Source organism: Pseudenhygromyxa sp. WMMC2535 (assembly GCF_011083025.2).
Map to the genome: position 1 here is coordinate 16,461 of NZ_JABJWV010000011.1, position 24,178 is coordinate 40,638.

The 24,178-nt window shown below is 64.9% G+C and carries 27 protein-coding genes and 1 CRISPR repeat array; of the genes, 12 read left to right on the plus strand and 15 right to left on the minus strand.

Annotated features, from left to right (window positions below):
• The first annotated feature begins 2 nt into the window (after positions 1–2).
• From G6O69_RS37910 to G6O69_RS37925, 4 genes are all read left to right on the plus strand, one after another.
• Positions 3–557: a Uma2 family endonuclease gene (locus G6O69_RS37910; protein WP_172303342.1), complete on the plus strand. Its 555-nt coding sequence runs from the start codon at positions 3–5 to the stop codon at positions 555–557.
• Between the two features lie 64 nt (positions 558–621).
• The gene (locus tag G6O69_RS37915; protein ID WP_172303343.1) at positions 622–963 is read left to right on the plus strand and encodes a helix-turn-helix transcriptional regulator; all 342 of its coding nucleotides are present in this window, start codon (positions 622–624) and stop codon (positions 961–963) included.
• Positions 964–1,821: 858 nt separating this feature from the next.
• Positions 1,822–2,237: direct repeats of the CRISPR family, unit length 36 nt; unit sequence GTCTTCCTTGCCTTGATGCCGAAAGGCGTTGAGCAC.
• A gap of 169 nt (positions 2,238–2,406) precedes the next feature.
• Positions 2,407–2,634, plus strand: coding sequence for a helix-turn-helix domain-containing protein (locus tag G6O69_RS37920; protein WP_172302468.1), 228 nt, complete (start codon positions 2,407–2,409; stop codon positions 2,632–2,634).
• 68 nt (positions 2,635–2,702) lie between these two features.
• Entirely contained in the window at positions 2,703–3,848 is a 1,146-nt protein-coding gene (locus G6O69_RS37925) for a site-specific integrase (protein ID WP_172303344.1), read from the plus strand.
• A gap of 368 nt (positions 3,849–4,216) precedes the next feature.
• Here the strand turns inward: G6O69_RS37925 and G6O69_RS37930 are convergent, their stop codons facing one another.
• From G6O69_RS37930 to G6O69_RS37985, 12 genes are all read right to left on the minus strand, one after another.
• Positions 4,217–4,852: a peptidoglycan recognition family protein gene (locus tag G6O69_RS37930; RefSeq protein ID WP_172302433.1), complete on the minus strand. Its 636-nt coding sequence runs from the start codon at positions 4,850–4,852 to the stop codon at positions 4,217–4,219.
• Complete coding sequence (locus G6O69_RS37935; RefSeq protein WP_172303328.1) at positions 4,852–9,231, minus strand: methyltransferase; 4,380 nt, start codon at positions 9,229–9,231, stop codon at positions 4,852–4,854. The genes G6O69_RS37930 and G6O69_RS37935 overlap by 1 nt, the downstream gene beginning before the upstream one ends.
• 42 nt (positions 9,232–9,273) lie before the next feature.
• Complete coding sequence (locus G6O69_RS37940) at positions 9,274–10,113, minus strand: hypothetical protein (protein WP_172303329.1); 840 nt, start codon at positions 10,111–10,113, stop codon at positions 9,274–9,276.
• Between the two features lie 28 nt (positions 10,114–10,141).
• Complete coding sequence (locus G6O69_RS37945) at positions 10,142–10,567, minus strand: hypothetical protein (RefSeq protein ID WP_172303330.1); 426 nt, start codon at positions 10,565–10,567, stop codon at positions 10,142–10,144.
• A complete protein-coding gene (locus G6O69_RS37950) occupies positions 10,564–11,310 on the minus strand; it encodes a hypothetical protein (protein ID WP_346017006.1) in 747 nt (248 codons plus the stop codon). The genes G6O69_RS37945 and G6O69_RS37950 overlap by 4 nt, the downstream gene beginning before the upstream one ends.
• Positions 11,300–12,121, minus strand: a complete 822-nt coding sequence (locus tag G6O69_RS37955) for a hypothetical protein (protein WP_172302437.1) — start codon at positions 12,119–12,121, stop codon at positions 11,300–11,302. Before G6O69_RS37955 ends, G6O69_RS37950 begins: the two co-directional genes overlap by 11 nt.
• A gap of 3 nt (positions 12,122–12,124) precedes the next feature.
• A complete protein-coding gene (locus G6O69_RS37960; RefSeq protein WP_172303331.1) occupies positions 12,125–12,325 on the minus strand; it encodes a peptidoglycan-binding protein in 201 nt (66 codons plus the stop codon).
• Complete coding sequence (locus G6O69_RS37965) at positions 12,322–13,008, minus strand: hypothetical protein (RefSeq protein ID WP_172302439.1); 687 nt, start codon at positions 13,006–13,008, stop codon at positions 12,322–12,324. Before G6O69_RS37965 ends, G6O69_RS37960 begins: the two co-directional genes overlap by 4 nt.
• Positions 12,971–13,429: a hypothetical protein gene (locus G6O69_RS37970; protein WP_255215756.1), complete on the minus strand. Its 459-nt coding sequence runs from the start codon at positions 13,427–13,429 to the stop codon at positions 12,971–12,973. The genes G6O69_RS37965 and G6O69_RS37970 overlap by 38 nt, the downstream gene beginning before the upstream one ends.
• Positions 13,429–14,028, minus strand: coding sequence for a hypothetical protein (locus G6O69_RS37975; RefSeq protein ID WP_255215706.1), 600 nt, complete (start codon positions 14,026–14,028; stop codon positions 13,429–13,431). The genes G6O69_RS37970 and G6O69_RS37975 overlap by 1 nt, the downstream gene beginning before the upstream one ends.
• Complete coding sequence (locus G6O69_RS37980) at positions 14,025–14,249, minus strand: hypothetical protein (RefSeq protein ID WP_176396748.1); 225 nt, start codon at positions 14,247–14,249, stop codon at positions 14,025–14,027. Before G6O69_RS37980 ends, G6O69_RS37975 begins: the two co-directional genes overlap by 4 nt.
• Before the next feature lie 75 nt (positions 14,250–14,324).
• Positions 14,325–14,717 carry a hypothetical protein gene (locus G6O69_RS37985; protein ID WP_172302440.1) on the minus strand — a complete coding sequence of 131 codons (393 nt, stop codon included), beginning with the start codon at positions 14,715–14,717 and terminating at the stop codon, positions 14,325–14,327.
• 365 nt (positions 14,718–15,082) lie between these two features.
• On the opposite strand from G6O69_RS37985, the gene G6O69_RS37990 reads away from it, so the two are divergent.
• From G6O69_RS37990 to G6O69_RS38010, 5 genes are all read left to right on the plus strand, one after another.
• A complete protein-coding gene (locus G6O69_RS37990; protein WP_172303332.1) occupies positions 15,083–16,210 on the plus strand; it encodes a hypothetical protein in 1,128 nt (375 codons plus the stop codon).
• A 28-nt stretch (positions 16,211–16,238) separates the two neighbouring features.
• Entirely contained in the window at positions 16,239–16,451 is a 213-nt protein-coding gene (locus tag G6O69_RS37995; RefSeq protein WP_172303333.1) for a hypothetical protein, read from the plus strand.
• Entirely contained in the window at positions 16,451–18,412 is a 1,962-nt protein-coding gene (locus G6O69_RS38000; RefSeq protein WP_172303334.1) for a hypothetical protein, read from the plus strand. The genes G6O69_RS37995 and G6O69_RS38000 overlap by 1 nt, the downstream gene beginning before the upstream one ends.
• Positions 18,413–18,426: 14 nt before the next feature.
• Positions 18,427–18,855, plus strand: coding sequence for a hypothetical protein (locus G6O69_RS38005; RefSeq protein WP_176396749.1), 429 nt, complete (start codon positions 18,427–18,429; stop codon positions 18,853–18,855).
• A gap of 122 nt (positions 18,856–18,977) precedes the next feature.
• Positions 18,978–19,505 (plus strand): hypothetical protein, encoded by a 528-nt coding sequence (locus tag G6O69_RS38010; protein WP_172303336.1) that lies wholly within the window; start codon positions 18,978–18,980, stop codon positions 19,503–19,505.
• On the opposite strand, the gene G6O69_RS38015 is transcribed toward G6O69_RS38010, so the two are convergent.
• Complete coding sequence (locus tag G6O69_RS38015; RefSeq protein ID WP_255216210.1) at positions 19,466–20,998, minus strand: serine/threonine-protein kinase; 1,533 nt, start codon at positions 20,996–20,998, stop codon at positions 19,466–19,468. The genes G6O69_RS38010 and G6O69_RS38015 overlap by 40 nt on opposite strands.
• A 154-nt stretch (positions 20,999–21,152) precedes the next feature.
• Here G6O69_RS38015 and G6O69_RS38020 point away from each other — a divergent pair, with 154 nt between their 5' ends.
• The gene (locus G6O69_RS38020; RefSeq protein ID WP_176396751.1) at positions 21,153–21,692 is read left to right on the plus strand and encodes a sigma-70 family RNA polymerase sigma factor; all 540 of its coding nucleotides are present in this window, start codon (positions 21,153–21,155) and stop codon (positions 21,690–21,692) included.
• 113 nt (positions 21,693–21,805) lie between these two features.
• On the opposite strand, the gene G6O69_RS38025 is transcribed toward G6O69_RS38020, so the two are convergent.
• On the minus strand, positions 21,806–22,615 hold the full coding sequence (locus G6O69_RS38025) for a hypothetical protein (RefSeq protein ID WP_172303339.1): 810 nt from the start codon (positions 22,613–22,615) through the stop codon (positions 21,806–21,808).
• 69 nt (positions 22,616–22,684) lie between these two features.
• On the minus strand, positions 22,685–23,011 hold the full coding sequence (locus G6O69_RS38030) for a hypothetical protein (RefSeq protein ID WP_172303340.1): 327 nt from the start codon (positions 23,009–23,011) through the stop codon (positions 22,685–22,687).
• A 145-nt stretch (positions 23,012–23,156) separates the two neighbouring features.
• Here G6O69_RS38030 and G6O69_RS38035 point away from each other — a divergent pair, with 145 nt between their 5' ends.
• Positions 23,157–23,597 carry a hypothetical protein gene (locus tag G6O69_RS38035; RefSeq protein WP_172303341.1) on the plus strand — a complete coding sequence of 147 codons (441 nt, stop codon included), beginning with the start codon at positions 23,157–23,159 and terminating at the stop codon, positions 23,595–23,597.
• A 24-nt stretch (positions 23,598–23,621) separates the two neighbouring features.
• The gene (locus G6O69_RS38040; protein WP_172303342.1) at positions 23,622–24,176 is read left to right on the plus strand and encodes a Uma2 family endonuclease; all 555 of its coding nucleotides are present in this window, start codon (positions 23,622–23,624) and stop codon (positions 24,174–24,176) included.
• Positions 24,177–24,178 lie beyond the last annotated feature (2 nt).

A 24,178-nucleotide genomic window follows, 5' to 3' on the forward strand; every position in this document is an offset into this window, starting at 1 on the left:
CGATGAGCCGCGCCCTGCCAAAGCCCATCAAGCGAGGGGCGACCTTTCGTGATTTCAACCAGCACGATCGCAAAGACCGGGTGACGGAGCTGATCGGGGGAGACCTCTACAGTCGACCCGCGCCCCACTTCTTCGACCTCGTCGTGCGCTCGACCTTGCTCAGCGAGCTGGAGCGGCGCGAGGGGTGGCTACTCCTCGAGGAACCATTGCTCCGGCTCGATGGAGTAGAGCTGCTCGTGCCCGGCATCGCAGGGTGGCGCTACGAGGGCGAGGCCGCGGAGTTCGAGGCGCAGCACATCTGCGCCCAGAAGCGGCCGGACTGGGTCTGCGAGCTACTCACGCCTGCGTTCGAGGAACTCGACCGCCAGCGCAAGCTGCCGCGCTACGCCGCGGCCGGAGTGGCCTTCGTCTGGCTCATCGACCGGCCCCGACGGCGGCTGGAGATCTATCAGACACGAGATGGCGTGCCTGCCCTGCTCCAGACTCACTCCGGCAACGCCTACGTGCGAGCCGATCCTTTTGTCTCGTGCACCCTGAGCCTGGGCCCGCTGTGGTGATCGCCCGAAATGCGAGCTCGCCTCCTGAGCGAGAATGTCTCTATCGAATCGGTATCGGTGATTGATGAACACGACCGACAATGAGTTCAGGCAAGACTTTGGCAGTCATGTTCGATCTCTGCGCAAGGCTCGGAACATGACTCAAGAGGGTCTCGCCGAGAGCTCGGGGTTGTCCGCGGACACGATCCGCCGGCTCGAGAAGGGGAACTTCTCGCCGAGCCTCGACACGCTGAGGAAGCTCTCCCAGGGAATGACGCTCAGCCTCAGCACGCTCTTCGCGGCCTTCGAGTTTGGCGAGCTGGATCCGAGTCGGGAGCTCCAGGATTTACTCAGGGGGCTCGAGACGCAGGAGGTGAGGCAGATGCTCAGGGTGTTGCAGGTGTTGCTCGATTGCCTCAAGGGGTAAGCCCCCGATCCAAGAACGGCCTGGCGAGTCGATGGTCGTGTTCACGGCTGTGCTTGGCGTCTCGGTCCGGGAGCGGCCGATGATCCCGCGGTGCGGCTGCTGGTGATCAGCGATGCGGTACAGATGCATGTGGACGTCCGAGACCGAGGGCCCACTGCCGTAGGCCGCATTCGCCGAGGGGCCCGCCTGCGCTTTGCTCCCGCGGTCGTGCCCCTCGACGTCAGGCTCAGTGAGTAGGTGAATTGATTAGGCATTCCCTCGGCAAACGTGCAGTGCGCATGGTCACAAATGGTGAGTGATCGGACGCCGCTTCGGCCGGATGAAGATCTGCGCGATCGTGTGGATGCGATCAATGAAATGCGCGCGCGTGCAGGTGTGGCGCCCCTCGTCCTCGCAGTTGCCCTGAATGAACGTTTCGACGCCTTGCTCCCTCAATATGTCGCCACGAGGGTGAGGGAGACTTCGAGCGTGCGGAGCGGATCACCCTGGGCCTGCTCGCCAGCTGGGAGCCCACTGGGGAGCACCTGATGCTTGCATGAAAAGTGCTACCATCGAGGTCAGGGTTTGCGTATTTTGCTCTCGATCCGCCAACACGACAGCTTCTGAGCAGGGGTGAGCACCTCCGGGTGTTTGCCGAGGGAAGCCCCGGTTTGACAACTTTCATGAATGAACACGCGCACTTAGAGGCTGTGGAGGGGGGCAGAGGTGCTCACCGGGGGATTTGGGGCCAGGGAACGTCGTTTGGCGGGGTTTTGGGTCAGGGGTTGGTCTCCTTTTGGCGTGCGGAGAGAGCGCACGGGGAGGTGCTTGCGGAGGAGGTGAAAAAAGTGTTTTATCTTGCGGACTTGCAGAGGCAGGGTCTTCCTTGCCTTGATGCCGAAAGGCGTTGAGCACTCTGTCTCGGCGCTCCCCGACATGAGAGTCACCAACGGCTGTGTCTTCCTTGCCTTGATGCCGAAAGGCGTTGAGCACTCGGCGAAGCAGGTTGAGCGCACCGTTTCGGAGATGCTTGTCTTCCTTGCCTTGATGCCGAAAGGCGTTGAGCACCAGCGAGCGCTGGCCGCCCTCGCTGCTGGTGACCCGGGGTCTTCCTTGCCTTGATGCCGAAAGGCGTTGAGCACAGGCTGTGGCAGCCGCTCGCGTGGTGTCTGGTCTTCACCTCGGTCTTCCTTGCCTTGATGCCGAAAGGCGTTGAGCACAGCGAAAGAACGCGTCGGAGCCACTAGAACTTGACGCCTGTATTCCTTGCCTTGATGCCGAAAGGGCTTGCAGGGGGGCGACGCGCTCGGGGTCACGGGTGGCCGGAAGCCCAGCCACCCAAAGGACGACTGTGCGACCCGACATCACCGCCCGGCCTACACACCGGAACGATCGCAAGACGTCGGCATCGATCCCCGCCCCACGGCCGTTGGCGGCCTTTCGGACCCGCGCCACACTCCTTGGATGGCGCGCCGCTCCCGTCGCCTGCCAGGCTTCGAAGACCTCCCCCTGCTCCTCCAGGCAGACGAGGTCGCCCAGCTCCTCCGCGTGAGCCGCAAGGCCGTGTACGCCATGGTCGAGCGCGGAGAGATCCCCGGGGTCACCAAGCTCGGCCGGCGGCTGCGCTTCCGCCGTGACGCTCTCGAGGCGTGGCTGGCCTCCTCCGTCGAGCCTGGCCCGTGGGCTGGCTAGGTCGATCCCCCGCTGCTAGGCTGGGTGGGCATCAGACGTGCGGTCGCGCCTGTCAGGAGAGACAGGCAATGACCGTGAAAATCAGGCCGTACCGCAAGGGCGGCTGGGAAGTCGACATCATGATCCGGCTCGACAACGGAGAGCGATACCGCGAGCGCCGCAAGGCGCCCGTCGAGCTCAAGTCGGCCGCGTTGCGCTGGGGTCAGCAGCGGGAGCGCCACCTGCTCAAGCACGGGCCCACGCCCAAGACGTCGACGCGCACCAAGGCCGGGGCGGCGCCCCGGTCCGAGACGAAGGAGGTCCCGACCTTCGCCAAGTTCGCGCCGCGCTTCCTCGAAGGACACGTGTACGCCAACCGGCACAAGCCGACCACCGTCAAGAACACCAAGAAGAAGCTGCGCCTTCACATCCTCCCCGCCTTCGGGGGCACTCGGCTCCACGAGCTCGCGCCCGAGGACATCCAGCTCTTCAAGGGCCAGCGCAAACACCTCGCCAACAGCACCGTCAACAAGCTCCTCGGGCAGGTCAAGACCATGCTCAAGGTCGCCGTCCGCTGGCGGATCATCGAGGCGATGCCCCTCGAGATCGAGATGCTCAAGCTGCCCATGACCGCGATGGAGTTCTACGACTTCGACGAGTTCGAGGCGCTGGTCACCGCAGCGACGCGGCTGGACCACCGCATGCTCGTGATGGTCCTGCTCGGCGGCGAGGCGGGCCTGCGCTCCGGTGAGATCCGCGGCCTCGAGTGGTCGTCGATCAACTTCCGCCGGCGGCTGCTCACGGTCGAACAGGCGGAGTGGGAGGGCCACGTGACGCTGCCCAAGCACGACAAGATCCGCACGGTCCCCATGACCGAGCGGCTCACGAAGGCGCTCAGGAAGCACCGGCACTCACAAGGCCCGCGGGTCCTCTACGAGGACGACGGGGAGCCCTTGCACGTCAACAGCCTGGCGAACTGGCTCATGAAGCTGTGCCGGCAGGCCAAGCTGAAGTACAGGTCGCCCCACAAGCTCCGGCATACCTTCTGCTCCCACCTCGCCATGAGGGGGGCGCCCGCGAGGGCGATCCAGGAGCTCGCCGGGCACGGCAACCTCCAGACGACGCAGCGCTACATGCACTTGAGCCCTGCTGCGCTCGAGCGGGCGATCAAGCTCCTCGAACTTCCTTCGCCCGGCTCGCCGGTCGGGAGTGGAGACATGGTGGAGACGGTCTAGCCGGGCTCCAGAAACTTGTTTGATCTCGATGGCTTAGGGGCGTATTCAGGATTCCGTGGTGGAGTCTGACATCGGTTCTCTAACTAGGCGCCACCGCACATCTTTTGCAGCAGACGCCACCTCGGAGCCTGGAGCCGCCCCTTCATCGAGTCCTCGTGAGTCCCCATCCGTCCCCCCAATTCCTCCGATCTCGTGGAGACATGGTGGAGACGGCTCGGGGGCTATTCTGGATCGATCCTTGCCGGTGCCAAAGGGTCTGTAGAGGCCCAGAACTGCCGGCTGGGAGCACTTCTAGCCGATCGAGATCGATCGCACAAGAGACGAGGGCGACCCGCCGGGTCGCCCTCGTCTCCATGCTCGAGAGATCATCACGCCAGCGTCGGTGCTCGTCGCCACGCGTCGGGGATCGGCGCCCCGGTCCCGACCGCGTACCCCGGGCCGCCGTCCGACATGCCCAGCGCCGTCACGGCCCACTGCCCGACCGCGTGCCAGATCTCCGGCCCCGGGTCGTTCCCTCGCGTCTCCAGGCTCTGCCGGTGCGCAAACACGTAGCGCACGCCCACTCGCTGAAGCTCGCGCAAAAGCTGTCGACCCGCACGGATCTGTGCGGCGGAGGGCGTGTTGCGTCCGTACTTCTCCGGCTTCCACCACCCACCCTGCACCGACCGAAAATTCCCCACGAACTCGACCGCGACTGACCTCGAGTTGAACCCGTTCGAGGCTGACAAGCGCGCCGACACGGGATGCAGTTGCACCACGGTCCCATCGGGGAGGACCACGAAGTGCGCTGTCACCTTGCGATAGCGGATCGGATCGAGCCCACGAGAAAATCCAGTCTGATGAAGGACGACAGCATCGACCGTGGCCTTGCGTACCTGGCGTTTGCTCGCCGGGGCCTCCGCGCGCAGATCCACGACCTCGAGCGTGTTCGCCCGCGCCCGTGCCCAGGCCATCACGACCCCAGAGGCGAGCACCGACGACAGGCCAAGGACGAGCTCGAGCATCAGTACCTCCGCGCGAGCTCGACCATGAGCCGCTGAGTCGCCTTCGAGACAGATCCCCCGAGCTTGGAGAGCCGTGCGGCGCAGCGGCGGATGTCTGCCGGCATCGCGTCTGCGCGCTCGACCAAGGCGAGATGACCCACGGGGATCGCGGGCGCCTGGCTGGGCTTGGTCAGGCCCAAGTCGAGGACAGCGAACTCCCGGTTGTCGCGGGCCACGACACGCAGCACCCGAAACACGCGCTCGCTGTCGATGCCCAGGCCGATGGCGATCCGCGAGTTGGAGCGAAACCGGACCTTGTCGTTGCGACGCAGCCGAAACCCCTTGGGCTCCCGGCGCTTGCCCTCGTTGCGCTCGGTCTGCGGACTCTCAGTTCGTTTGCGTGCTCCCGCCTTGGTCGTGGTCTTCCTCTTGGCGGTGGCCTTCTTCTTGGCGGTGGCCTTCTTCTTGGCGGCGGTCTTCTTCTTGGCGGTGGCCTTCTTCTTGGCGGTGGTCTTCTTCTTGGCGGCGGTCTTCTTCTTGGCCGCGACGGTCTTCTTCTTGGCGGTGGTCTTCTTCTTGGCGGCGGCCTTCTTCTTGGCGGCGGCCTTCTTCTTGGCGGCGGTCTTCTTCTTGGCGACGGTCTTCTTCTTGGTGGCAGTGGTCTTCTTCTTGTGCTTGCCCATGTCATCGTCCTCCGCAGAAGTCTTCTTCGACCGCTTGGAAACCGCCCTCGCCGAGCTCTGCTCTCGAAGCCACCGCTTCACCCAGCGGATCCTCTTCGGCCCCATCTTCACCCACAGCTGAAGCGGCTCATTGTCCGGGGACGCGCTCAGCAAGGAGACGTACTCGCCGTACTCCTCGGTCGCCTGCTCCACGCTCACCGCTCCACCCGTCGGCGGATCGAAGCTCACCCGGTCCCCGAAGTCGCTCGGATAGAGCACGCCCAGCCACGGCCCGGCCACGCGCAGCCGAACGGAGTCGGGTGCTCGCTTCACAGCCTCGTGAAGCGCGTACGCCGAGGCGTGCATGATGTCCACGAACCCGTCCTTCTCGGCCCACTGCGCGCGCCTCGGGAGGGCGTCTTGTTCGAGCCAGTCTTCGTCGCCCTCCGCCTTGAAGAGTATCTTCCCCGCCTTGGCGTCCCACAGGTTCCAGACCACCCGGTTGCTGATGAGGCTCGTGATCTGAAGCGTCGTCTTGGGATCCCAGCCTGCGGGCAGCTCGGGCAAGGGAAGCGCTGGCTCGGCGTAGAGCTTGCTGAAGTGCGCTCGGATCGCCTTCGTGTTGACGTGCTCTCCAGTCGCGGTCACGGGCCCGTAGGTGAACCGGCCTTCGTGGTCGTGTAGCCAGTACAGCGAGCGCCTACCGATCCGCCCAAACTGAATATCGTGCATGGTCAGACCACGCGCCGCGAGCTCGGCACGACGAGGCGCGGGGATCTCCTTCAACACGTGCGCTGCGGTCGAGGGAGCCACGTGGCCGCGGTAGGGGATGAGCGTCGAGCCCAGCTTGGCCTCGAACGTATCGAAGTCCATCCGACTGCTCGCGCTCACCTGCATGACGATCTTCGCGTCCTTGGGGATCGCGCCACGCCAGCGAAGGATCGAGACGGACGCCCCGTCGGGCGTCACGATCTGGGGTGGAAGCAGCACCACGTCGAGCAGCTGGAAGGGCATGCGCGGGAGGTAGACCCTTCGCGTGGGTACCAGCGTGTCCAAGAGCTGCTCTTGTGCCTCGAAGTCGTCGATGGCCACGGGGCGCGTCGGCGCATCGAGCTCGGCGAAGCGGCGCATGCGGCCGCGGACGATCCGGTTGTCGGCCTCGGCTTTGGCCGCGGTGATCCCAGGCGTGTGTCCCCGAAAATACTCGGGGCCCTCGCCCGCTTGGCACAGCACCAGCTGCGACGAGTTCCCCTTCAGCATGGCCTGGGTCGGCGGACAGTCGCCGGTCGGCTCGTCGAGCAAAGCCGCGCACAGCGTCACGGAGACGCTCCCCTCCTTGCGGATCCAGCACGCGGTCTTGGGGATGGCGTTCCAGTAGCGTTCCTTGTCGACCTGCTGGCGCTGCGCCTCGTGGCGACGCCATTTGCTGAGCAGGTGCTGAATGTCCCTGCTCGGCGCTGGCCGCTTCGAGGATCCCGGGGACCGTGTCTTGGCAGAACTGGGGACCGGCTGTTCGTGCGCTGGCATCACCTTCTTCGCCGGTGCCTTGTCGACGATCACCAGCACCGTCTCGACGGCGGTGCCCGACGCCTTGAAGGACCCTGCGGGGAGCTTCCGTATGCTGCCGTCGAGCTCGAGCAGCTTCTTGCGCAGCCGCTCGGTCTTGTTGTCGCTGCGATGCTGGAGCCCGGCCGACGCGATCGCTACGAGGCGCCCACCCGGCGCCAACATCCCCAGGGCGCGCTCGATGTGCTCGACATCTTGCTGACGCTCGAAGGGCGGGTTCATCACGATGCGGTCGTAGGGTCGCTCGGGCACGTGCGCGCAGAAGTCTCGCGCGATCACCTCAAAGCCGTCCTCACACAACATGTCCCGCAGCGTGGGACTCAGCTCGATCAGGTGTAGCGTCGCGTCCGGGTGACGGGCACGGATCTCCGAGGCCAACGCCCCCGCACCCGCCGAGGGCTCGAGCACGCGCATGCCCGCCTCGATCTCCGCGGCATCGACCACGCGCTTGGCGAGGTCTTCGGGGGTCGGGACAAACCCCGAGATGTTGATGTTCAGCAGCTTGCGCCCGCGGGCGTGCTTGGGATCCTCGCCCTTGGGAGCGACCGCGCAGCAGCCCAGGTACTCGCGCAGCGCGGCCTTGAGGGACACGGTGTCGGTGACCGAAAGCTTCGCCAGTCGGTCGCGGCTGCGCAGATCGTCGGCGAGCATCTCGGAGGGCAAGAAGACCTTGCGCTCGTGCTTCTTGGCGGCTTTGAGCAGGGCGCGGACGGCCTCGACATCCTCGGCGTCGAGCTCGGCCTTGTCGTCGCGCATCTTCTTGTGGAGGGCTCGCACGCGGGCGCGATCACCCGAGACACCCGAGAGCCCCTCGGTGGCCTTCAAGAGGTCATCGACGGCGTAGTTGGACGCACGAAGGGGCCTCAGCGTCGCAAACGCGATGTCCTCGGCAGCAGGCTTGGTGACGCTCGACGACGGGCGTCCTTCGCTACGCGCCCGCTCCCAGCCCGCGCGCCGAAGCTCGAGATCCAACGCCTTGACCTGGGTCTTGTTGGAGATCCGCGAGACATGCTCGAGCTCGCCAGCTTCGACTTCATCGGCGGCCCTGCGCAGAATCTCGGCGATCGCCAGCTCTCCGCGCGCCCGTTGCCGGACGCTGGCGGCTTGCTCGGCCCGCCGGTGGGTGTTCTCGAGGCGGTCGGTGTCGAGCTCGCGGCGCGCGGCGGCGGCGGCCTTGTCCGCGACCGCCCGCAGCTTTGCTGCGCGCTTGCTCGCGTCGGGCGTCCGACCTCGGGGCTTTGGCTTTGTCGCCTTCGTCTTCGCCCTCGCGCGTGAGGCCGTGGGAGTCTTTGGTGCCGGGGCGAGGGCTGGGACCGTCTTCAAGGCGTCGGCCTCGGGCTCGTGGTCGTAGTCCAGCACCGCAGGCACTCCTCGAAGGCGCAGCGCCTCCACGAGCTGCTCGACGCGCTCGCGCGGCTGAAAGGTGTCTCGTGTCCGCGGGACGTACCAAGCGCAGCCCTTCGGGAGCCGCCGGGACGGTTTGAGCCGATAAGGCACACGGATCTCCCGGATCTTCGCGCGGTGCGGGTAGGTCTCCCCGCACAAGATCACCCCTGCGATCCGCGAGTAGCGAACCACCACCTGCGTCGACATGTCCGCCGTCGACGAGGGCGGACCCAGCTGCTCACGCTGCGCGTCGATCAGCGCCTGGTCGGATGCGTGTCGCGCCCTCGCGGCTTCCTCGGCTTCACGCGCGAGCGAAGGGACCTCACGGTCGAGCTGCATCGCATAGTCTTTGGTGAAACCCATGGACGCCGTGTTGGGGTTCCACGTCCAGGAACCACGATGGTTGCGGATCCGACCTTGGTGATGGACCACCTGCTCGCGCAGCTGGAGGCGCACGGAGTCTGTGGGATCGCTGACGTAGGTGTAGCGTCCCCCCTGATGGGACTCCCAGCCGATCGCCCGTAGACGCGCGATGATCCGCCGGTTGGCCTCGTGCACCGTCTTGGGTCGCGGCAGGGCCGGCGCCTCGAACATGTCCCCGGGCCGCTTGATCGTCAGCACCTCGGAGGGCGGCCATGTCTGGCTGGGGGCGTCTTGCGCTTCGTCTCCGCGAAACCAGGCTCGAACTCGGTCTGTGCCCGCTTCGAGTCGACGGACTTCCTGCTCACCGACACCCGGAACCAAGACGACGTCTGCCATGCGCAGCTGCGCAGCTTCGATCTGCATCTCTCACCTCGTTGTCTCGTCGCCGGCCTCGCCGGCGAACGCTCAGTCGTCCAGCACGAAGTCCCAGCGGCCCACGAGGACCTTGCCGTGCATGGGATCGTTGTCGATCGCCCGCACCGTCACGTCTCCGCGCATGCTGCCCTCGGTGAACATGACCTGCTCGAGCAGGCCGTCTTCCCCGATGTGCTTCATCGTCGCCAGCTGTGGATCCACGTACCACTCCAGCTCCTTCGTGCGATAGGGGAGCTGAAAGTCGTAGGGCGTGCTCGGGTGGATCTTGTAGGTCTTCCCGGTCTCGGTGCTGGCCTTGAAGGTGTCCACGGGCTCACCCTTGCTCCCGTAGCCCTCGGCGGGCTGCGGACGACCGGCACCGAGCACGACGGAGCGCGGCACGTCGACGGCCATCCCCGCCCGCAGGCCGTGGCCCGCGTTGGTTCCGAAGTGCTCGGCGTAGCGGATCTCTCCGGTGACCCGCGCGCGGATCAGGGTCTTCTCGACCACGATCACGCTCGCCGAGATCAGTTCGCGTGCGGCCTTGTAGGCGCCGACCGGTCGGCTCTCGACCCCAAAGACGATCACGTCGCCAGTTTCGAGCTGGTCGAGCGTCTCCTCCGAGGGTGGCCAGCCGTCGCCGAGGATCTCATCGAGGGTCTCGGACTCCTCTTTGTTGAGCGCCTCGTCCCCGAGGAACTCGTACCCCAGGGTCTGCTTGGCGCCCCCAGGCGTTCGCGGGGGCGCGCTGGGAACGATGTCGGGGCTGTCCCCGTCCTCATTGGGGCTCGCTTGCCCGTTTTGGCGCCGCTTGTAGGCCCAGACGAGGCCACCGATGACGGCGGCTAATCCGACGCCGCCGGCGAGCCAGGCGATCCACTTCGTGCTCATGTCTGCATCCTCTTGCTCTCGATTCTCTTCAACACCTCGAACGCCCCTCCCAGCCCAAGGTGATCTGGCCGTGCACGCCTTCGACGATCTTCGTCAAGCGCACGGCCAAGACCATCAGGGATCCCTTGATCCCCACCGCGGGAAAGGCGGAGCCGTCGTCACTGCGATAGAACACCGGCTGATCCCCTGTGATGACCAAGGGCACCTGGTCGGGATCTGCGAGCGCGGCGTCGATCTCCTCGGTGGAGCTCGCTTCGTCGGTGACACGCTCTCGCGGCACCCAGGCCACGGTCAGCGTGGGCGCGTCGGGGGTGGGCGCGTAGGTCCCGGAGCCCTTGTCGAGGGTCACCAGCGCGATGAAGCGTAGGCCCGACATCTCGGGGGGAACGATCGCCGTGTGGAGGGCCTCGGACACGTCCCCGTCGAAGCGGCGAACCGTGGTCCAGCAGATCACGGCACCAGCTCCAGGCCGCCGCGGTAGTTGGGCCAGTCGAGGGGGACGGGCTGGTCGAGATAGTCCTCCCGCAAGCCGAGGGACTTCAGGGCCTTGGTCGCGTTCTTCCGGGAGGTCTGCGAGCGCGTCTTTTGCTCGTTGACGTCGCTCACCAGCGCAGGCGAGGCCATGCCGCGCTTGAGCGCCATGAAGGTGCGCGAGCGCTCGGGCAAGCTCGTGAAGCTCGACTTCCCGATCAACCGGCGGACGTACTCGAGGAAGAAGACCGTCGAGCGCCACGGGTTGAACACGTCGTAGGGGGTGACCTTGCCGCGGCGTAGCGCGTCGGTGTCCTGCCACGGCGCCAGCGCATTCGCCGGGAGCAGGCCATAGGCCCCGCCGCTACCAAAGACCCACATCTGCCTGGGATAGGGCGACTCGGCGTAGGCTTCTGCGTTGCGGTCGTAGGCGGACGCGGCCGCGTCGGCTTCGTTGAGCTGCTGGGCGCGCGAGGCGTTGCGGGGCTCGGCCCACGCAGGGAAGAGCTCGGGGCGGCCAAGGCCGGCCTTGGGGTTCCCGCGGCTCTCGGTGTAGCGCTGGATCGCCGCGAAGGGCCACAGCTCGCGGGGCGCCCCCGCTCGGCGCAGCAGGATCTCCCAGGCAGGCCGGCGCGCGCTGATGACCATGGCCCCGAGCAACCCGCCGAGGGTGACGCCGCCGAGGGCCGCCCAGGCCCACCCTGGGATCTCGAGATCACCGCTCACGATTGCCCTCGCGGGTGAGCAACACCGCGGTGCCCACGGCCCCGCTCACCACCACGGTGACCCCGCCCACGATCCACCAGTACGCTCGCTTCCATGCGGACTGGGCGTCTTCGGCGGTATCCCGCACCTCGTCCGAGAGCGCTTCGGCGGCGTCCTCGGCGACGCGATCCACGACCGCGAGGGCCGTCATGACACGACCGACAAAGCCCTCGCTCATGTCCTCGGCGTGCTGCTCGAGGATCCCGATCTGGTTGGAGAAGTACAGGTGCATGATCGCGTCCGGCACGGGGCCTGCCCCCGATCGACGCTTGATCAAGCCCAGGTAGATCTCGTCGGTGTCCCTGCTGGTCTCGGGCAGCACGAGCAGGGTCTGCTTGTAGCCCTTGAGCCGCTTGAGATAGGCCAGATACTCGCTTTGAAAGCGGTCAAACTCCGACTCGGGGATCGTCTTGGCCGCGAGGGAGTCCCAAAACTCGAGCTGCAATTGGTGCAGGCGCATGGACTCGGCCGCGACCTGCTCGACCAGGGCGAGCATGCGACCAGCCGTGCGCTCCTCGGGATCGTCGAACTCCATCCACAGCTGGTCGAGAACCTCGGTGTAGTGGGGAGCCTCGAGCTCGCCGAGGACCGGCGGCTGCCCGGGTTCGAGAGCCTGGAGGTCGATGTCGTCGAGCTCGTAGACCTCGTCGTGTGGCGGGCTCGCGCCCAGGCTCTGTGCCGGGACGAAGGGGATCACCTCGGGGCCGAGGCTCGGCTCTAGCGACGCCGTCGCCACGGAGGGTTGAATGAGCAGGTCCACGAAGTCGGGCATGGCTCAGTCTCCGTCGCGGGTCAGGATGAACATCGTGCGGACCTCGTAGGCGAGGTCGATCGCTTTGGCGGTTGCGGCGTCGAAGCGCCCCGTGAGAGGGAGCAGGCGCTTGGGCGGCAAGCGGTTGTAGTCGCGTTGAAAGCGCTCCATCTCCTTGGCGGTCGTCCCGTAGCCGAGGGCCTCGAGCTTGCGTCGGCTGTTCATCGCTTCGACTCCTCTCGCATCTTGGTGAACTTGACGAGGTTGGTCAGCGCGTTGCGGATCGCAATCTCGATGGCGCGCAAGGTGTACTTCCCGGGGATATCGTCGACGCTGAGCAGCCCGCGATACATCGCCAGCTTCTCCGGACTCTTCACGGACTTCGGCAAGCTGATCTTGCCGGTGTCGATCGCCTTGATGACCCGGTTCCAGTCGGTTTGAAAGCGCTGGACCTCGCCGTGGGTCTCCTCGTAGCCGACGAGGGGCGCAGCCTCGAACTCGACGTCATAGCCGAGGGACTTGAGCGCCAGGCGGACCGCCGCCGGCGAAGGAAAGAGCGAGGTGTTGTACCCCTCTGCATCTCCGCTCATGTTGGGTGGGTTCCCGATCGCAATGGTCGAGCTCTTGGAGCCGCCGCCGGAGTTGCTCTCCCCGCCGCCGCTTTGATCTCCGCCGCTGTCCGCAGGGTCGTCGATCACGATCGTGCTCGGATCCCCCCACCAGCCGGCACGCTCGCCGAGCTTGTAGAGGCCAAAGGCGACGAGCCCCGTGCCCGCGGCCGCGCCGAGGCCCGCCGCGACCACCCCACCAGAGGACCTGCGGACGTCGACGCGCGCCGGCTCGTCGGTCTTGGGGCGAGTCGCCGGGAGGTCAGCGCGGGCTGTCTTGGCGCCCTGCGTGGGTGTCATCGCCGGCCTGTCCTTCGCTTTGTCCGCAGCAGCACTGCTCTTTGCCATGGTCTTGCTCCTTCGTCTCACTCTCGAACTTGCTCAGCGGATCCGCGACCGCGCCGTCTTCACGCTGATAAGCCAGGCGTTGCCCGTCGATCAGCACCACGCGGCAGGCCACGCCCTGCGCGAGCTCGCGGCCCATGGAGTAGGCCACGATGCTCGCGGGCGAAGCCTGCCTTGCCTCGAGCAGGCGCTTGGCGTCGCGCAGCGGGGCTTCCCGATCGAGCTCGCAGCCAGCACACTGCGCGCAGCAAGGCGAGTCCTCGGGCTGCTCACGCACGAACTGACGCGCGTTGAGCTTGGCGAGGGCTTCGGTGAAGAACACCGCCCCCTCGCTGAGCAGCTGCTCACCGACAAGCTCGATGGGGAAGCGGATCATCACTTCGCCCCGCTGCTCTCGATCGTGATCCCAGACTCTCGCAGCCAGGTGCCCAGCTTGCTGAAGAGCTGATCGGACAGGCCGATGTTGTCCTGAAGGTAGCGAAGCCCGGCGTAGCCACCGATCGCCCCGAAGAAGGTGGCCTGGAAGAGCTGGCTCTTGTCGCCAGTGAGGTTGGAGACCGTGATCTGAAAGCCCTTGCTGCTGTCGACGGGGCCGATGTCTGGGGGGAAAGGGTTGAAGGGCGTCTTGAGGGGCTCCCAGTCGAAGCTGTCGGGGTCGCGTGTGGTCGTGATCCCCGTTCCCGTGAGTCCCGCGGCACGGTCGTCTCGGCGCGTGATCGCCTCGATCCGAATATCCGATCCCGACAAGTGGGCGACCATGGCGACGGGCAGGAGCCGGACGTTGGGCTTGACCTCATGGCTCACGCGTGTGCCAGGGGCCAAGGCGATCTCGACCTCGAAAGGCACGACGCAGCCAAAGGCAAACTCGCTGGGGCAGACCATCTTGCGCTCCATGGCCTCCTGCGCGGCTTCGAGGCCGTAGGGCGAGCCTGGTGTGGTGCAAGGGAGAAGACTGTTGAGATGGGATCCGATCATGACTTGGCCTCTTGGTTCAGTGGGGACTGGGTTTCAGGGGCGAACTCGGCGAGGAGGGTCTCCAGCTTGGCGCAGCGAGCCTCCAGCCCAGCGACGCGCACGTCGACGTTGGAGATCTGCAGCTCCAGCTGCTCGTCGCGGGTCTTCTTCTCGTCTTGAGCGGCCAAGATCATCTCGGCCCGACGGTCGCGGCCTGCTTGCTTGGCCTGCTTGCGCTGCATCTTTCGCTGTTCGAGGGGGCGCTCTTGTGTCTGGGTTTTGGTCATGGGTCTACCTTTGTGGGTGCGCATGCGCGCTCAGGGGTCGAGGATCGCGTTGCGGGCGAGGATCGCCAGCTGGCAGTGCAAGAACTCCTTGCCTCCCCGGCTGAGAACCTGGGCCGCAGGGTGCTTGGGGGCCATGAAGCTGAGCACCTTCGAGGCGCCGCCGATCAAGAAGTTCGCTGCGGCGCCAGCAGGCACGGAGCCCAGATGCACCGTGGACAAGCTGCCCGCGCACACGCTCGTGGCCACCTCCAGGCCCTCGGCCGTGCGGTGAAACAAGAGCGAGCGGCGCTCATCTTCGGCCTCTCGTCGAGCGCACTCGAGACCAAAGGCCGTGGCCTCGGTCTCTTCGGTGAGCCTCACCATTTCGGCGTCGAGGCTGTCGAGCATCTCCTCGCGCGTCGCCAACTGACTACTGACTGCCATGGCAACAAACTGGGCTGGTTTTCGCAAAGCGTCAACATGCCCGCGGGTCTGCATGTGTCCAGATTATTCGCGGCCAGGTCATGCACATGCCTTTTGGCGTGCCATCGCCAGGGGTTGTCGAAAACCGGCAAATGTTCCCGCTTTTGAGAGCCTCGAGGTCACCGCCTGGTTTTTTCGTTTGTGTTTCAGGCCTTCCGGTCTATTCGATTCTCTATTGCCCGGTCTATTATCCGGTCTATTGTCCGGTCTATTCGTGCTCATAGATCCTCGAATTAGACAGCGGAGAGGAAAAATAGACTTTTGCCGTTGACCTTTGCCCAGGGTTCCCTCAGCTTGGTGTTCGTCGCTCGTTAGAAGGAGAGAACATGACGGTGAAGAAACGGGAGGCGTCCGCGCCGAACGAGTGGATCGATGCGCTCGTCGCCCACGACGAACAACTGCTCCGAGTACGGCTGCTGTGGCGGCGAGGCTCGAGCCGGTACCGGCCGATGGTCTCGCCGGCGCTGGACCTGTCCGAGTTCGAGGGGGCACCCGTAAGGACCTGGGAGGGCTTCGAGCTCTCGGATACCCACTTCGAGTGGCCGCCCGGCGAGGACGAGGATCCGCAGGAACTTCGCGAGCAGGCGCGGCTCATCGTCGAGGGGCTGTGGCGCCGCTGTGTCCACTGGGCCCGCGGCCTCGACTCGCGCTGCGACTTCCAGCTGCGCGGCTACGGAGAAGACGGTGCCGTGCTCTTCGAGGTCTCACGCCGCGTCGAGGGCGGGCGAGGCCCCAGCGAGGAGATGGGCGAAGAGGAGCACTCCCCACCGCAGGATCGGTTTGGAGACGACTTCGAGCGCATCAACGCGATCAAGGACGAGCTGCTCCTCAAGCTCACCGAGGAGCGCAACCACTCGTTCTCGCTCGCGCAAAAAGCGTCGGCCGCCGCGCCCGAGCTGATCTCGAGCACCCGGGCGATCCTCGAGCGGGCGATCGAGTACGAACAGGAGCAGGTGCGAGGGCTGCTCGACCAACACACCGGGCGGACCGAAGCCCGCGCCCGCGCCTTCGAGGCCAAGCAGCAGACCCAGCGTCGGGGGATGACCCTGGAGTTCCTGCGCTACGCAGTCGACGCCACGTTGACGACGGTCGTGCCCACGGCACGGGCGATGTTCGAGAACTGGGCCAACCGCTCCATGCAGGTGTTCCCTGAGTTTCGATGCGCACAGCAAGCGCTGGCCTATGTGGGGATGACACTGACGCAGCCGCAGCTATGCAAGCTCTTCAATGACAATCGCAACGCGATCGAAGGCTTCATGGTGTTGGTGGAGGAAGCTGCAAAGATGGAAGACGAACGCGAGGCGCTCTTGCACTTGCGTGGGATGAGTAAGGTATTTGTGACCAAACGATTCTTGGAGATTGGAACGCCCGAGCAGCAGCTCGCGGGGCGCTACATCGTGGGCCGGTTGGCCATGTACAGGTTGGGGGACTATGGCGAGCCAGCGCAAGAGTAGCTCTGAAGGGCGGCTCGGTCCGACGGTCTTGGAGCTCGAGGCGGGCGAGCTCGAGGGGCTCACCTGCGAGGACCTCGAGCGGGCCTTGGGGTTCGAGGAATTCGAGGACGAAGAAGCCCTCGCGCTCGCGCTCTTCGGCGATCTCGTCGAGATCGTCGACACGCCACGGCCCGCGCCCTCGAGCGGCGGTGAAGGACTCAAGGTGACCCAGGTCGGACCTGGGCGACGGGAGAAGGACTGATGTTGTTGCGACCAGCCGAGACCTACATCAGCGAGGTCACCAAGCGAGCCGAGCGAGTATTTCCCCAGGGGTCCGAGTGGCTCACCTTTGCCAGCAAGATGCCGGGCAAGGAGGTGCTTCAAAACTCCGTGCTCGATCCCGCCGTGGGGCTCGTGGGGGAGCTGGCGATGCAAGCCTTCGCCTCGGCGGATTGGCAAAACTGGATCTCGAGCATGCAGATCGGGGTCTATGAGCTGGCGACCCGAGTGGGGCTCCCAGCGCTGGACAAGGTCGACCTCGGCGGCGCCGTGGCGACCGTCTACGGGAACATCACCCGGACGCTCGACGCCTTCGGCAACTTCGAGAACGCCGAGGAGGTGCTCCCGACGCTGCTCAAGGACATGGGCTTGCAGGTCTTGCAGTTGATCGCCGCGAACACGGGGATCATCGCGCGGACGATCGCGCAGGTGATCGCGGTGGCGGTGTGGGCGGTGGACGTGGGGATGGCCATCCGGGCGGAGGAGCTGGGCAAGGACGTGGTGTTGCCGCCGCTCCAGACCGACGACCCCGCGACGGACTCGTGGCAGGTCAACCGCGTGTTCGAGGTCTTCAGGGAGCTGGGGACCGGCGGGATCGTGTATCCCGACGGCAAGATCGAGCCAGCCTACAACGCCGACTACACCTCGCTATACTTGCCGGCCTATCGCCACGATCAGCCTTGGACCTTTCAGCATCGCGAAGATGGGATCGCCGCGCAGCAAGGGACCCCGCAGGTTGCACGGGGGCCGAAGGGCGACACGGAGTTCAGCTTCGACCCCGGCGATGGATCGACCTTCGGGTTCATGCCAGGCACGATGGTGACGCTGCGGGTGTTGCAGGCGTCGTATCGCTTCTACTACTCGGTGCGCGGGACGTCGGTGGATCGCTACACCTTGAGGTGCAAGGGCGTGGACAAGCCCTGCTACAAGGGCGTGAAGACCTTCGACGGGAGCCGAGACTGCCGGCAGTGCGTGGACCCGGAGTCGGTGTGGCCGACGGAGGGGGTCGGGTGGGCCTACGGCGGGGCTCCGCTCAACGCGTCGACCCCTGGGGAGAACGTGGGGGCGTTCTATCCATCGACGAACAAGTTGTTGCTCAACACTCTCGACATGATCTCCCGGCCGGGGCCACTGCTCTATACGCTGGACACCGACAAGATGCTGACTCAGTGGAAGAGCTCCTTCGAGTTTTTCTGGGAATTCGCTGCCGAGGAGTGGCTTCACTATAAAGGCCAAGGCTGGCGGGGACTGATCTCCAGGCTGGCAACGCTGATGACATCCTTCGACGGGAAGACCGGGCCCGAGCTGGGGGGACGGGAGCCCGACATGCCGCTCGGGCTGATCGCGTCACCGCGGGAGGACAGCACGTTCTCGATCCCCTTCGAGGCGTCGGTGTTCTCGAGGATCATCAAGCCGTTTTGCGAGGACCTGCGAGCGCTCCAGGCCCACTACCTCGACTCTTTTCAAGTCGCCTACGTCCCGCCAGGAGCAGGCGCGCTCTACCATCCCGGCGGCAAGCTGCGCTCCACGGCGCTCGCCGACCGCTTCATGGATGCTCGGCGAGCGCTCCTCAACGACGGCAAGCGGATGCTCATCGACCTCCGGCAGGTGAGCGATCCCGAGTACCGCGCGGAGCTCGAGGCCGTCGGGGTCAAGGCATCGCCGGTCAATCCCTTGCTCAAGGGTCCGGGGGTCGATGGCCACCAGCTGCTCGCACCCGATATCAGGCCACCGAGGGCGCCCCGACGGCCGCAGGTCGTTGGGCGACCCACCCTCACCAGTGCGAACGAAATCGCGGCTAAGGCGCCCCGCGTCCCGATGAACACAGCCGGCCGGAGCCGTTGGCGTCGGGCGGTCACCGTGGGTGTTGGCGTGAGTAGCGCGGCCGTGCTTGCTGGTGCAACACTCAGGCTCAGCCGTTCTAGCGAAGATCAGGAGGGATAGCCTACCATGGCACCATGCCAAGGCGCCTATGCCGCATGTTTCTGATGGCCTCGCTTTCTTGCGTCGCATGCCAGCAGCCCCCCGATGTCTCGGAGGAACTCGAACTCTACGCGAGCCTCCAAAACATGGCGTTCGCAGAGATCTGTGAATGCCCGGAGGACGTGCTCTACGCGAGCATACAGGCATGTGCGGACGCACTCTATCTTCGAGCTGAAGACCGCGAGTGTCTCGCCGACTCGCTCGAGGGCTTCGAGGAGGAGGGCAAGCGCTACCTCGACTGTGCAAATCCGGTAGTGGAAGAGTACGGCAACTGTCTGAGCATGAACCCAGGGTGCGAAGCCGGCTGGTACGATGACTGCACTGTCGCCTACCAGGACGCCATCGAGATGTGTCCCGAGCTGCCCGATGGTGCTCGAAACAAGTTCATCACCTGCGACTTGTAGCGCCTGATTCGTGCGGTGGCCTCGCGGCTGAGCTCTTTGAGCTTTGGCCAGAGGCTTGCTCGAGTTCCTCTCGCCTTCAGAGCTCGAAGTGGGCTACCTTTGGCCCTTAGAGGAAGCCCATCATGATCAGGAACAACACGCTCATACTCGCCTTTGCCCTGGGACTACTGCTGCCAGCCTCGGCCTTGGCCTCGCTTCCGGATCTTTGCGACGACGTCTACCTCGATGAGATCGGCGCACCAGTCACCGACAGCGAGGGCACCAGGCTCTCTCGCTTTTGCAAGTGGACCGGGCCCGACGCGCCGCTGTGGGCCGACCACGTGTGCTGCTCGATCGGCGCGAGCGCGAGCTGTACGGCCACCGACGAGAACGGGCGATGCACGACAGGCATCAAGATGTGGTGCGACTACGGGGAGAAGAACAACGGGGAGGTCGTGTGCTACCAGCCCTTCGACGATGCCTGCGATCGAGGGTTCTGTGATGTGGCGCCCTCGGGGAGTTCATCTCTTGTATATACGGTTCCGCTGTGCTGCTACTCGAGCAGTAACGAGTGCTACGAGCTCAGCTTCGCTGAAATATGTGGAGGGTTCTTCGTTCACTGCGATTCGCCTTATTCAAACATAGATGGGACAGCGGGCTGTGAAGAGTAGTCGCATCGCTCTCCAACTGCATTGGCGATTGCGCAGTATTGCTGCAACCTCGCCAGATCGATTTCGCCTGCACTTTCGAGCAAAGACGCGGCTTGACTCCTGGCCATGGATGCTCGCCTCCAATCCTCGGTATACTCCCATGACTGAGATGCCCCCTCCGCGATCCAGCCTGCAATGATGTAGTTGGCGGGTGTCGGGGATAACTCGAGAATCTCGTTTGAGATCGCCTCTGAGAAAAGACTGTGGGCACGGGGAAGAGTCCGTTGAAGGAGCTCTCGGCTCAACAGCCAGTGGCTATAACACTCTTGTGTTTTCCCCGCAGATGCCGCGTTCCACGCCTCCAGGTTCTCATGTAACCCCACCCACCACCTGGGGACCGAGGGCAGCGGCAGGACCGGCGAGGAATCCTCACTGCCAGGCACATCTCCGAGCTTGGTTACCGCAAATCCTCCCAGGGAGGCCAAGAGCAGACCCCCAAGGAGCACCTGCCCCCACATCGAACGCCTGCGCGTCTTCCGCTCCAGTGCCTCTCGCTCCGCGCTCTCGAGCTCGGCGAGCAGGGCCTCCATGCTCGGGTGCCTGTCTTGCGCTCGCCAGGCCAGCCCCCGAAGCAACGCAGCCCGGACCCGCGGAGGGATCCCCGGCAGGGCTCTGTCTCCGGCCGCCAACTCCCCGGCCTCCATGGCCTCGAGCACGGCGATGCGTGTCCCTCCACCAAAGGGCAGCGTCCCATAGAGCGCCCCGTAGACCGCCGCACAAAACGAGAACTGATCGGACTGTGCATCCCCAGGACCCCCGATCACGCGCTCGGGCGCCATGTAGCCGGTCGTCCCCCCAGGCTTCTGCTCCGACTCAACGCCCCGGGGCATCGACGCCGCCAGGCCCAGATCCGCCACGCACACGCGCCCATCGTCCCCGAGCAGCAGGTTCTCGGGCTTGAAGTCGTTGTGGACCAAGCCGGCCGCGTGGATGGCGATCAGACCACGAGCCGCCAGGCCGTAGACATAGAGCACCTCCCTCCAGTGGCGCGGATCCCAGTGCGCGGCGTCCTGACCACGGATGAACTCCATCACCACGTAGAGGTGGCCCTCGTACTCGCCGACGTCGAACACGGAGACCACGTTGGGGTGCGAGAGGCGAGCCAGGGCCTGCGCTTCCTGAAGCATCCGCGCGTCCTCGCTGGGCATCGCGTCGGTCCACAGCTTGAGCGCCACCATGCGCCCGAGCGTGGAGTCCCAGGCCCGGAACACCACGCCCATGCCCCCATGGCCGATCTCCCAGAGCAGCTCGAAGCGCCCGATGGCCACGTGCTCCCCGTCACCCAGCACGGCACTCAGATGACGCTCATCGACCTCGCGTCGCAGCTCTCGCCAGGGTCCCTCGGCGTAGCGATCCTTGCCCTCATCGGCGGCGCGGGGACGATCGATCGCGTCATCGGGGCCGAAGACCTTGGCGTACTCGCGCTCGATCACCTCGAATTCCTCGGGCGTCATCGGCACGTATTGCTCTTCGGAATGGTACTTGATCTCCACGAGGGACCCCGGGGCGCCAATCCTACACCAACGTGCATGGACCTTGGTACAGTTTCGCGTCGGTTGCAGTCAGTGATAGCGTTTGATGGTGAACGACGAAGGGTTGGCCAAGCGTTTGGAAAAACTCAGAGTCGACACGCTCGCCCAAAAGCCCGGTGCCAGTCAGGCGCTGGGCAAGGTGCTCGCCGAGGAGCTCGAGCGCATGCTGGGTTCTGGGGATCTCACTCATGACGCCTTCTTGGCTGTCTGGGAGAAGATCTGGTCCTTCGAGCCTCGGCAGGAAGACTCCCTTCTGCGCTGGCTGCGGGTGACTGCAAAGAACAAGCGCCTTCAAGCCCACCAGAGCCAGGTCAGGCGGCCCTGGGTGCAGCTCGAGGCCGAACCACTGGCGCGAGACAAGAGCCCCAGTCAGGAGCTCGAGATGCAGGAGCAGGCGAGCCGCTTGGAGAGCGCTGTGGCCAAGCTCGGCTCGATCTTCGTGCGTGCGCTTCGGCATCGCCTCGCGGGAGGTCGCCCCGAAGCGCTCGCGCAGGCCGAGTCCATCCAGCTGAGCACGGCTCGGTGGCGCATGGGGGAGGTGGTTCGTCAGCTCCGGCGACTGCTCGATGAGAGCCAGAGGAAGCCCCGGGTTTCTCTAAGCAGCTCCTCGTCCTGAAGGCGCACTCCCCAGCAACCATGCGCATCTGCATACAGCGATGCTGCACATCCTCTGCCCCCCCTCTTGGGGGGAACGAGTTTGCCATCACGAACTATTTTTCAGTCAATTTATCAATACGTAGAAGGACCGAGGGCTTGGAGGATCGTCTGACAAGCGTAGGGAATCGTGTCTTTGCAGTGTTGCGTTGTCGGGCTACACCACCCGTAGTCCCCACCGAGCGGCGGGTCACAACTGTAGTAGTCCTTGGGGTCGCAGGGATCACCAAAGTCCAACCGAGGTGTGCAAATACCCTCGCCATCCTCCTGGAGACCTTGGCAGAACCCGAAGTGGCAACCGAAGACATGCGTGCAAGGTTCATCGCACTCCGCCCGCTGCCGACAAACACCCTCATCACAGTAGAGATATTCATTGAAGCAATTGTTTGTTAACGCTTCAGAGCAGATGTCCCCTTCTGACTTGAAGTCTGGAAAAGGCGGGTCATTGTCACACACGCCGGTGACAAAGTAGCAGTCCACTCCCTCCACGCAGGTGTCAGTGGGGTTCATGTCTCCAAAGAGCGCGTTGGGAATGCAAGATTCCCCCTCGACAGCCGAGCCGTAAAACGCTGCACAATCGGGAAAGAGGTCCCTCGCTTCTTGGGGAGTGCCACAGCTCTCATAGGCGCCGCTTGCCAAAAAGGCGTCAAAGCACTCCTGGTCGAAGTCGCGCAGCCCCCCAGCGATGGCATCGAACTGCTCGGCCACCACGACCTCGCAGGCTTCGGAAGATTCGAAGTAGCCACAGCCACAGTCCTGAACCGAAGCACAGAGCGCCTCAGCGTAGCGCTGCGCCGTACCATCGGGAATCGGCTCGGGAATCGGGCGCTCCGAGCAGCTCAGGCCCAGCAGGGGAAGAAGCACCCAGCGTAGACGTAGGCTCACGGCGCTACCTCATAGCGAAGGTTCAGTGCGACTCCATCACGCTCAATTTGAATTCCCATATTCTCTAGATTATAGATGGAATCCGCACAAAAAGACAACCTCCCAGTCATCCGGCCCAGGATCATCCTTGGTCTGTAGCAAGCACTGCTCGGGGTGATTGCAGTCCGTGCTGCACACCTGCTCGATCAGACTACCAGCCTCGTCATCGCCACCACCAAACGCTCCTCCACAGGCTGGCAGCAGAACCGAAGAGGTCAGCAGAAGAAGTGAGAGATTTTTTCTTTGGACTTCCGGCACATGAGCATGCTGCCACCAGACATATTTACGATTAACGAGTTGCTCGGTGTCAGGGGCCGCACTCTTCGGCGTCACGAGATACTGGTGCAAGGACATCATTTCGTGTGTCCAACTCGAACTTGCGCCCATCTCCTTCTTAGAGTCGTAGAAGCAAGCCAAGCGCCCCCGTCCGGGGAGTGACTTTACTCTCGTTCCGCTTCCCAGATTTGGGCCATCACTTCGAGGGGTTTGGTGACCTAAAGGCGTGAGCCTGGAAGCCCTTCTCGAAGACGGTCAGCGCAGCGCGGTGCTCCGCGTCATCTATGGTCATCCGGAGATCAGCCTCGGCGAGCTCGCCAGCTTCGTCATGAGCGACGACCCCCTGGCTCCGGTCCTCAGAACCCTGACGATCGATGAGCTCCTTCAGGTGAGCCGCACTGCGCAGGGCGGCGACTCCGACCCGTCAGCGATCGACTACGCCCGCCTGGGGCGCGCCAAGAAGGCCACCGGGGAGGACTTCGATGAGCTCGCCATCGAGGTGCTCACCGCAGCTGGACGGCCTGTCGCGGCGGCCTACCTGCGAACTCGCCTCGGGGGCCCTCGCTGGAAGCTGCAAGCGTCGATGCGCCGTCTCGAGGCCGCGGGGGTCGTGCGGCGTCACGGTCAGACCAGCGGAACACGCTGGGGGTTGGTAGAGCGTTCCTAGTTGGGCCCCTCCTGCGTGCCTGCGATGAGCCGCGCCCTGCCAAAGCCCATCAAGCGAGGGGCGACCTTTCGTGATTTCAACCAGCACGATCGCAAAGACCGGGTGACGGAGCTGATCGGGGGAGACCTCTACAGTCGACCCGCGCCCCACTTCTTCGACCTCGTCGTGCGCTCGACCTTGCTCAGCGAGCTGGAGCGGCGCGAGGGGTGGCTACTCCTCGAGGAACCATTGCTCCGGCTCGATGGAGTAGAGCTGCTCGTGCCCGGCATCGCAGGGTGGCGCTACGAGGGCGAGGCCGCGGAGTTCGAGGCGCAGCACATCTGCGCCCAGAAGCGGCCGGACTGGGTCTGCGAGCTACTCACGCCTGCGTTCGAGGAACTCGACCGCCAGCGCAAGCTGCCGCGCTACGCCGCGGCCGGAGTGGCCTTCGTCTGGCTCATCGACCGGCCCCGACGGCGGCTGGAGATCTATCAGACACGAGATGGCGTGCCTGCCCTGCTCCAGACTCACTCCGGCAACGCCTACGTGCGAGCCGATCCTTTTGTCTCGTGCACCCTGAGCCTGGGCCCGCTGTGGTGATC

What these genes read in the sequence shown, in the direction of transcription:
- G6O69_RS37910 (WP_172303342.1), top strand. Translation starts at nt 3, where the DNA reads ATGAGCCGCGCCCTGCCAAAGCCCATCAAGCGAGGGGCGACCTTTCGT.
- G6O69_RS37915 (WP_172303343.1), top strand. Translation starts at nt 622, where the DNA reads ATGAACACGACCGACAATGAGTTCAGGCAAGACTTTGGCAGTCATGTT.
- G6O69_RS37920 (WP_172302468.1), top strand. Translation starts at nt 2,407, where the DNA reads ATGGCGCGCCGCTCCCGTCGCCTGCCAGGCTTCGAAGACCTCCCCCTG.
- G6O69_RS37925 (WP_172303344.1), top strand. Translation starts at nt 2,703, where the DNA reads ATGACCGTGAAAATCAGGCCGTACCGCAAGGGCGGCTGGGAAGTCGAC.
- G6O69_RS37930 (WP_172302433.1), bottom strand. Translation starts at nt 4,852, where the DNA reads ATGCTCGAGCTCGTCCTTGGCCTGTCGTCGGTGCTCGCCTCTGGGGTC.
- G6O69_RS37935 (WP_172303328.1), bottom strand. Translation starts at nt 9,231, where the DNA reads ATGCAGATCGAAGCTGCGCAGCTGCGCATGGCAGACGTCGTCTTGGTT.
- G6O69_RS37940 (WP_172303329.1), bottom strand. Translation starts at nt 10,113, where the DNA reads ATGAGCACGAAGTGGATCGCCTGGCTCGCCGGCGGCGTCGGATTAGCC.
- G6O69_RS37955 (WP_172302437.1), bottom strand. Translation starts at nt 12,121, where the DNA reads ATGCCCGACTTCGTGGACCTGCTCATTCAACCCTCCGTGGCGACGGCG.
- G6O69_RS37960 (WP_172303331.1), bottom strand. Translation starts at nt 12,325, where the DNA reads ATGAACAGCCGACGCAAGCTCGAGGCCCTCGGCTACGGGACGACCGCC.
- G6O69_RS37965 (WP_172302439.1), bottom strand. Translation starts at nt 13,008, where the DNA reads ATGACACCCACGCAGGGCGCCAAGACAGCCCGCGCTGACCTCCCGGCG.
- G6O69_RS37970 (WP_255215756.1), bottom strand. Translation starts at nt 13,429, where the DNA reads ATGATCCGCTTCCCCATCGAGCTTGTCGGTGAGCAGCTGCTCAGCGAG.
- G6O69_RS37975 (WP_255215706.1), bottom strand. Translation starts at nt 14,028, where the DNA reads ATGATCGGATCCCATCTCAACAGTCTTCTCCCTTGCACCACACCAGGC.
- G6O69_RS37980 (WP_176396748.1), bottom strand. Translation starts at nt 14,249, where the DNA reads ATGCAGCGCAAGCAGGCCAAGCAAGCAGGCCGCGACCGTCGGGCCGAG.
- G6O69_RS37985 (WP_172302440.1), bottom strand. Translation starts at nt 14,717, where the DNA reads ATGGCAGTCAGTAGTCAGTTGGCGACGCGCGAGGAGATGCTCGACAGC.
- G6O69_RS37990 (WP_172303332.1), top strand. Translation starts at nt 15,083, where the DNA reads ATGACGGTGAAGAAACGGGAGGCGTCCGCGCCGAACGAGTGGATCGAT.
- G6O69_RS38000 (WP_172303334.1), top strand. Translation starts at nt 16,451, where the DNA reads ATGTTGTTGCGACCAGCCGAGACCTACATCAGCGAGGTCACCAAGCGA.
- G6O69_RS38005 (WP_176396749.1), top strand. Translation starts at nt 18,427, where the DNA reads ATGCCAAGGCGCCTATGCCGCATGTTTCTGATGGCCTCGCTTTCTTGC.
- G6O69_RS38010 (WP_172303336.1), top strand. Translation starts at nt 18,978, where the DNA reads ATGATCAGGAACAACACGCTCATACTCGCCTTTGCCCTGGGACTACTG.
- G6O69_RS38015 (WP_255216210.1), bottom strand. Translation starts at nt 20,998, where the DNA reads ATGACGCCCGAGGAATTCGAGGTGATCGAGCGCGAGTACGCCAAGGTC.
- G6O69_RS38030 (WP_172303340.1), bottom strand. Translation starts at nt 23,011, where the DNA reads ATGATGTCCTTGCACCAGTATCTCGTGACGCCGAAGAGTGCGGCCCCT.
- G6O69_RS38040 (WP_172303342.1), top strand. Translation starts at nt 23,622, where the DNA reads ATGAGCCGCGCCCTGCCAAAGCCCATCAAGCGAGGGGCGACCTTTCGT.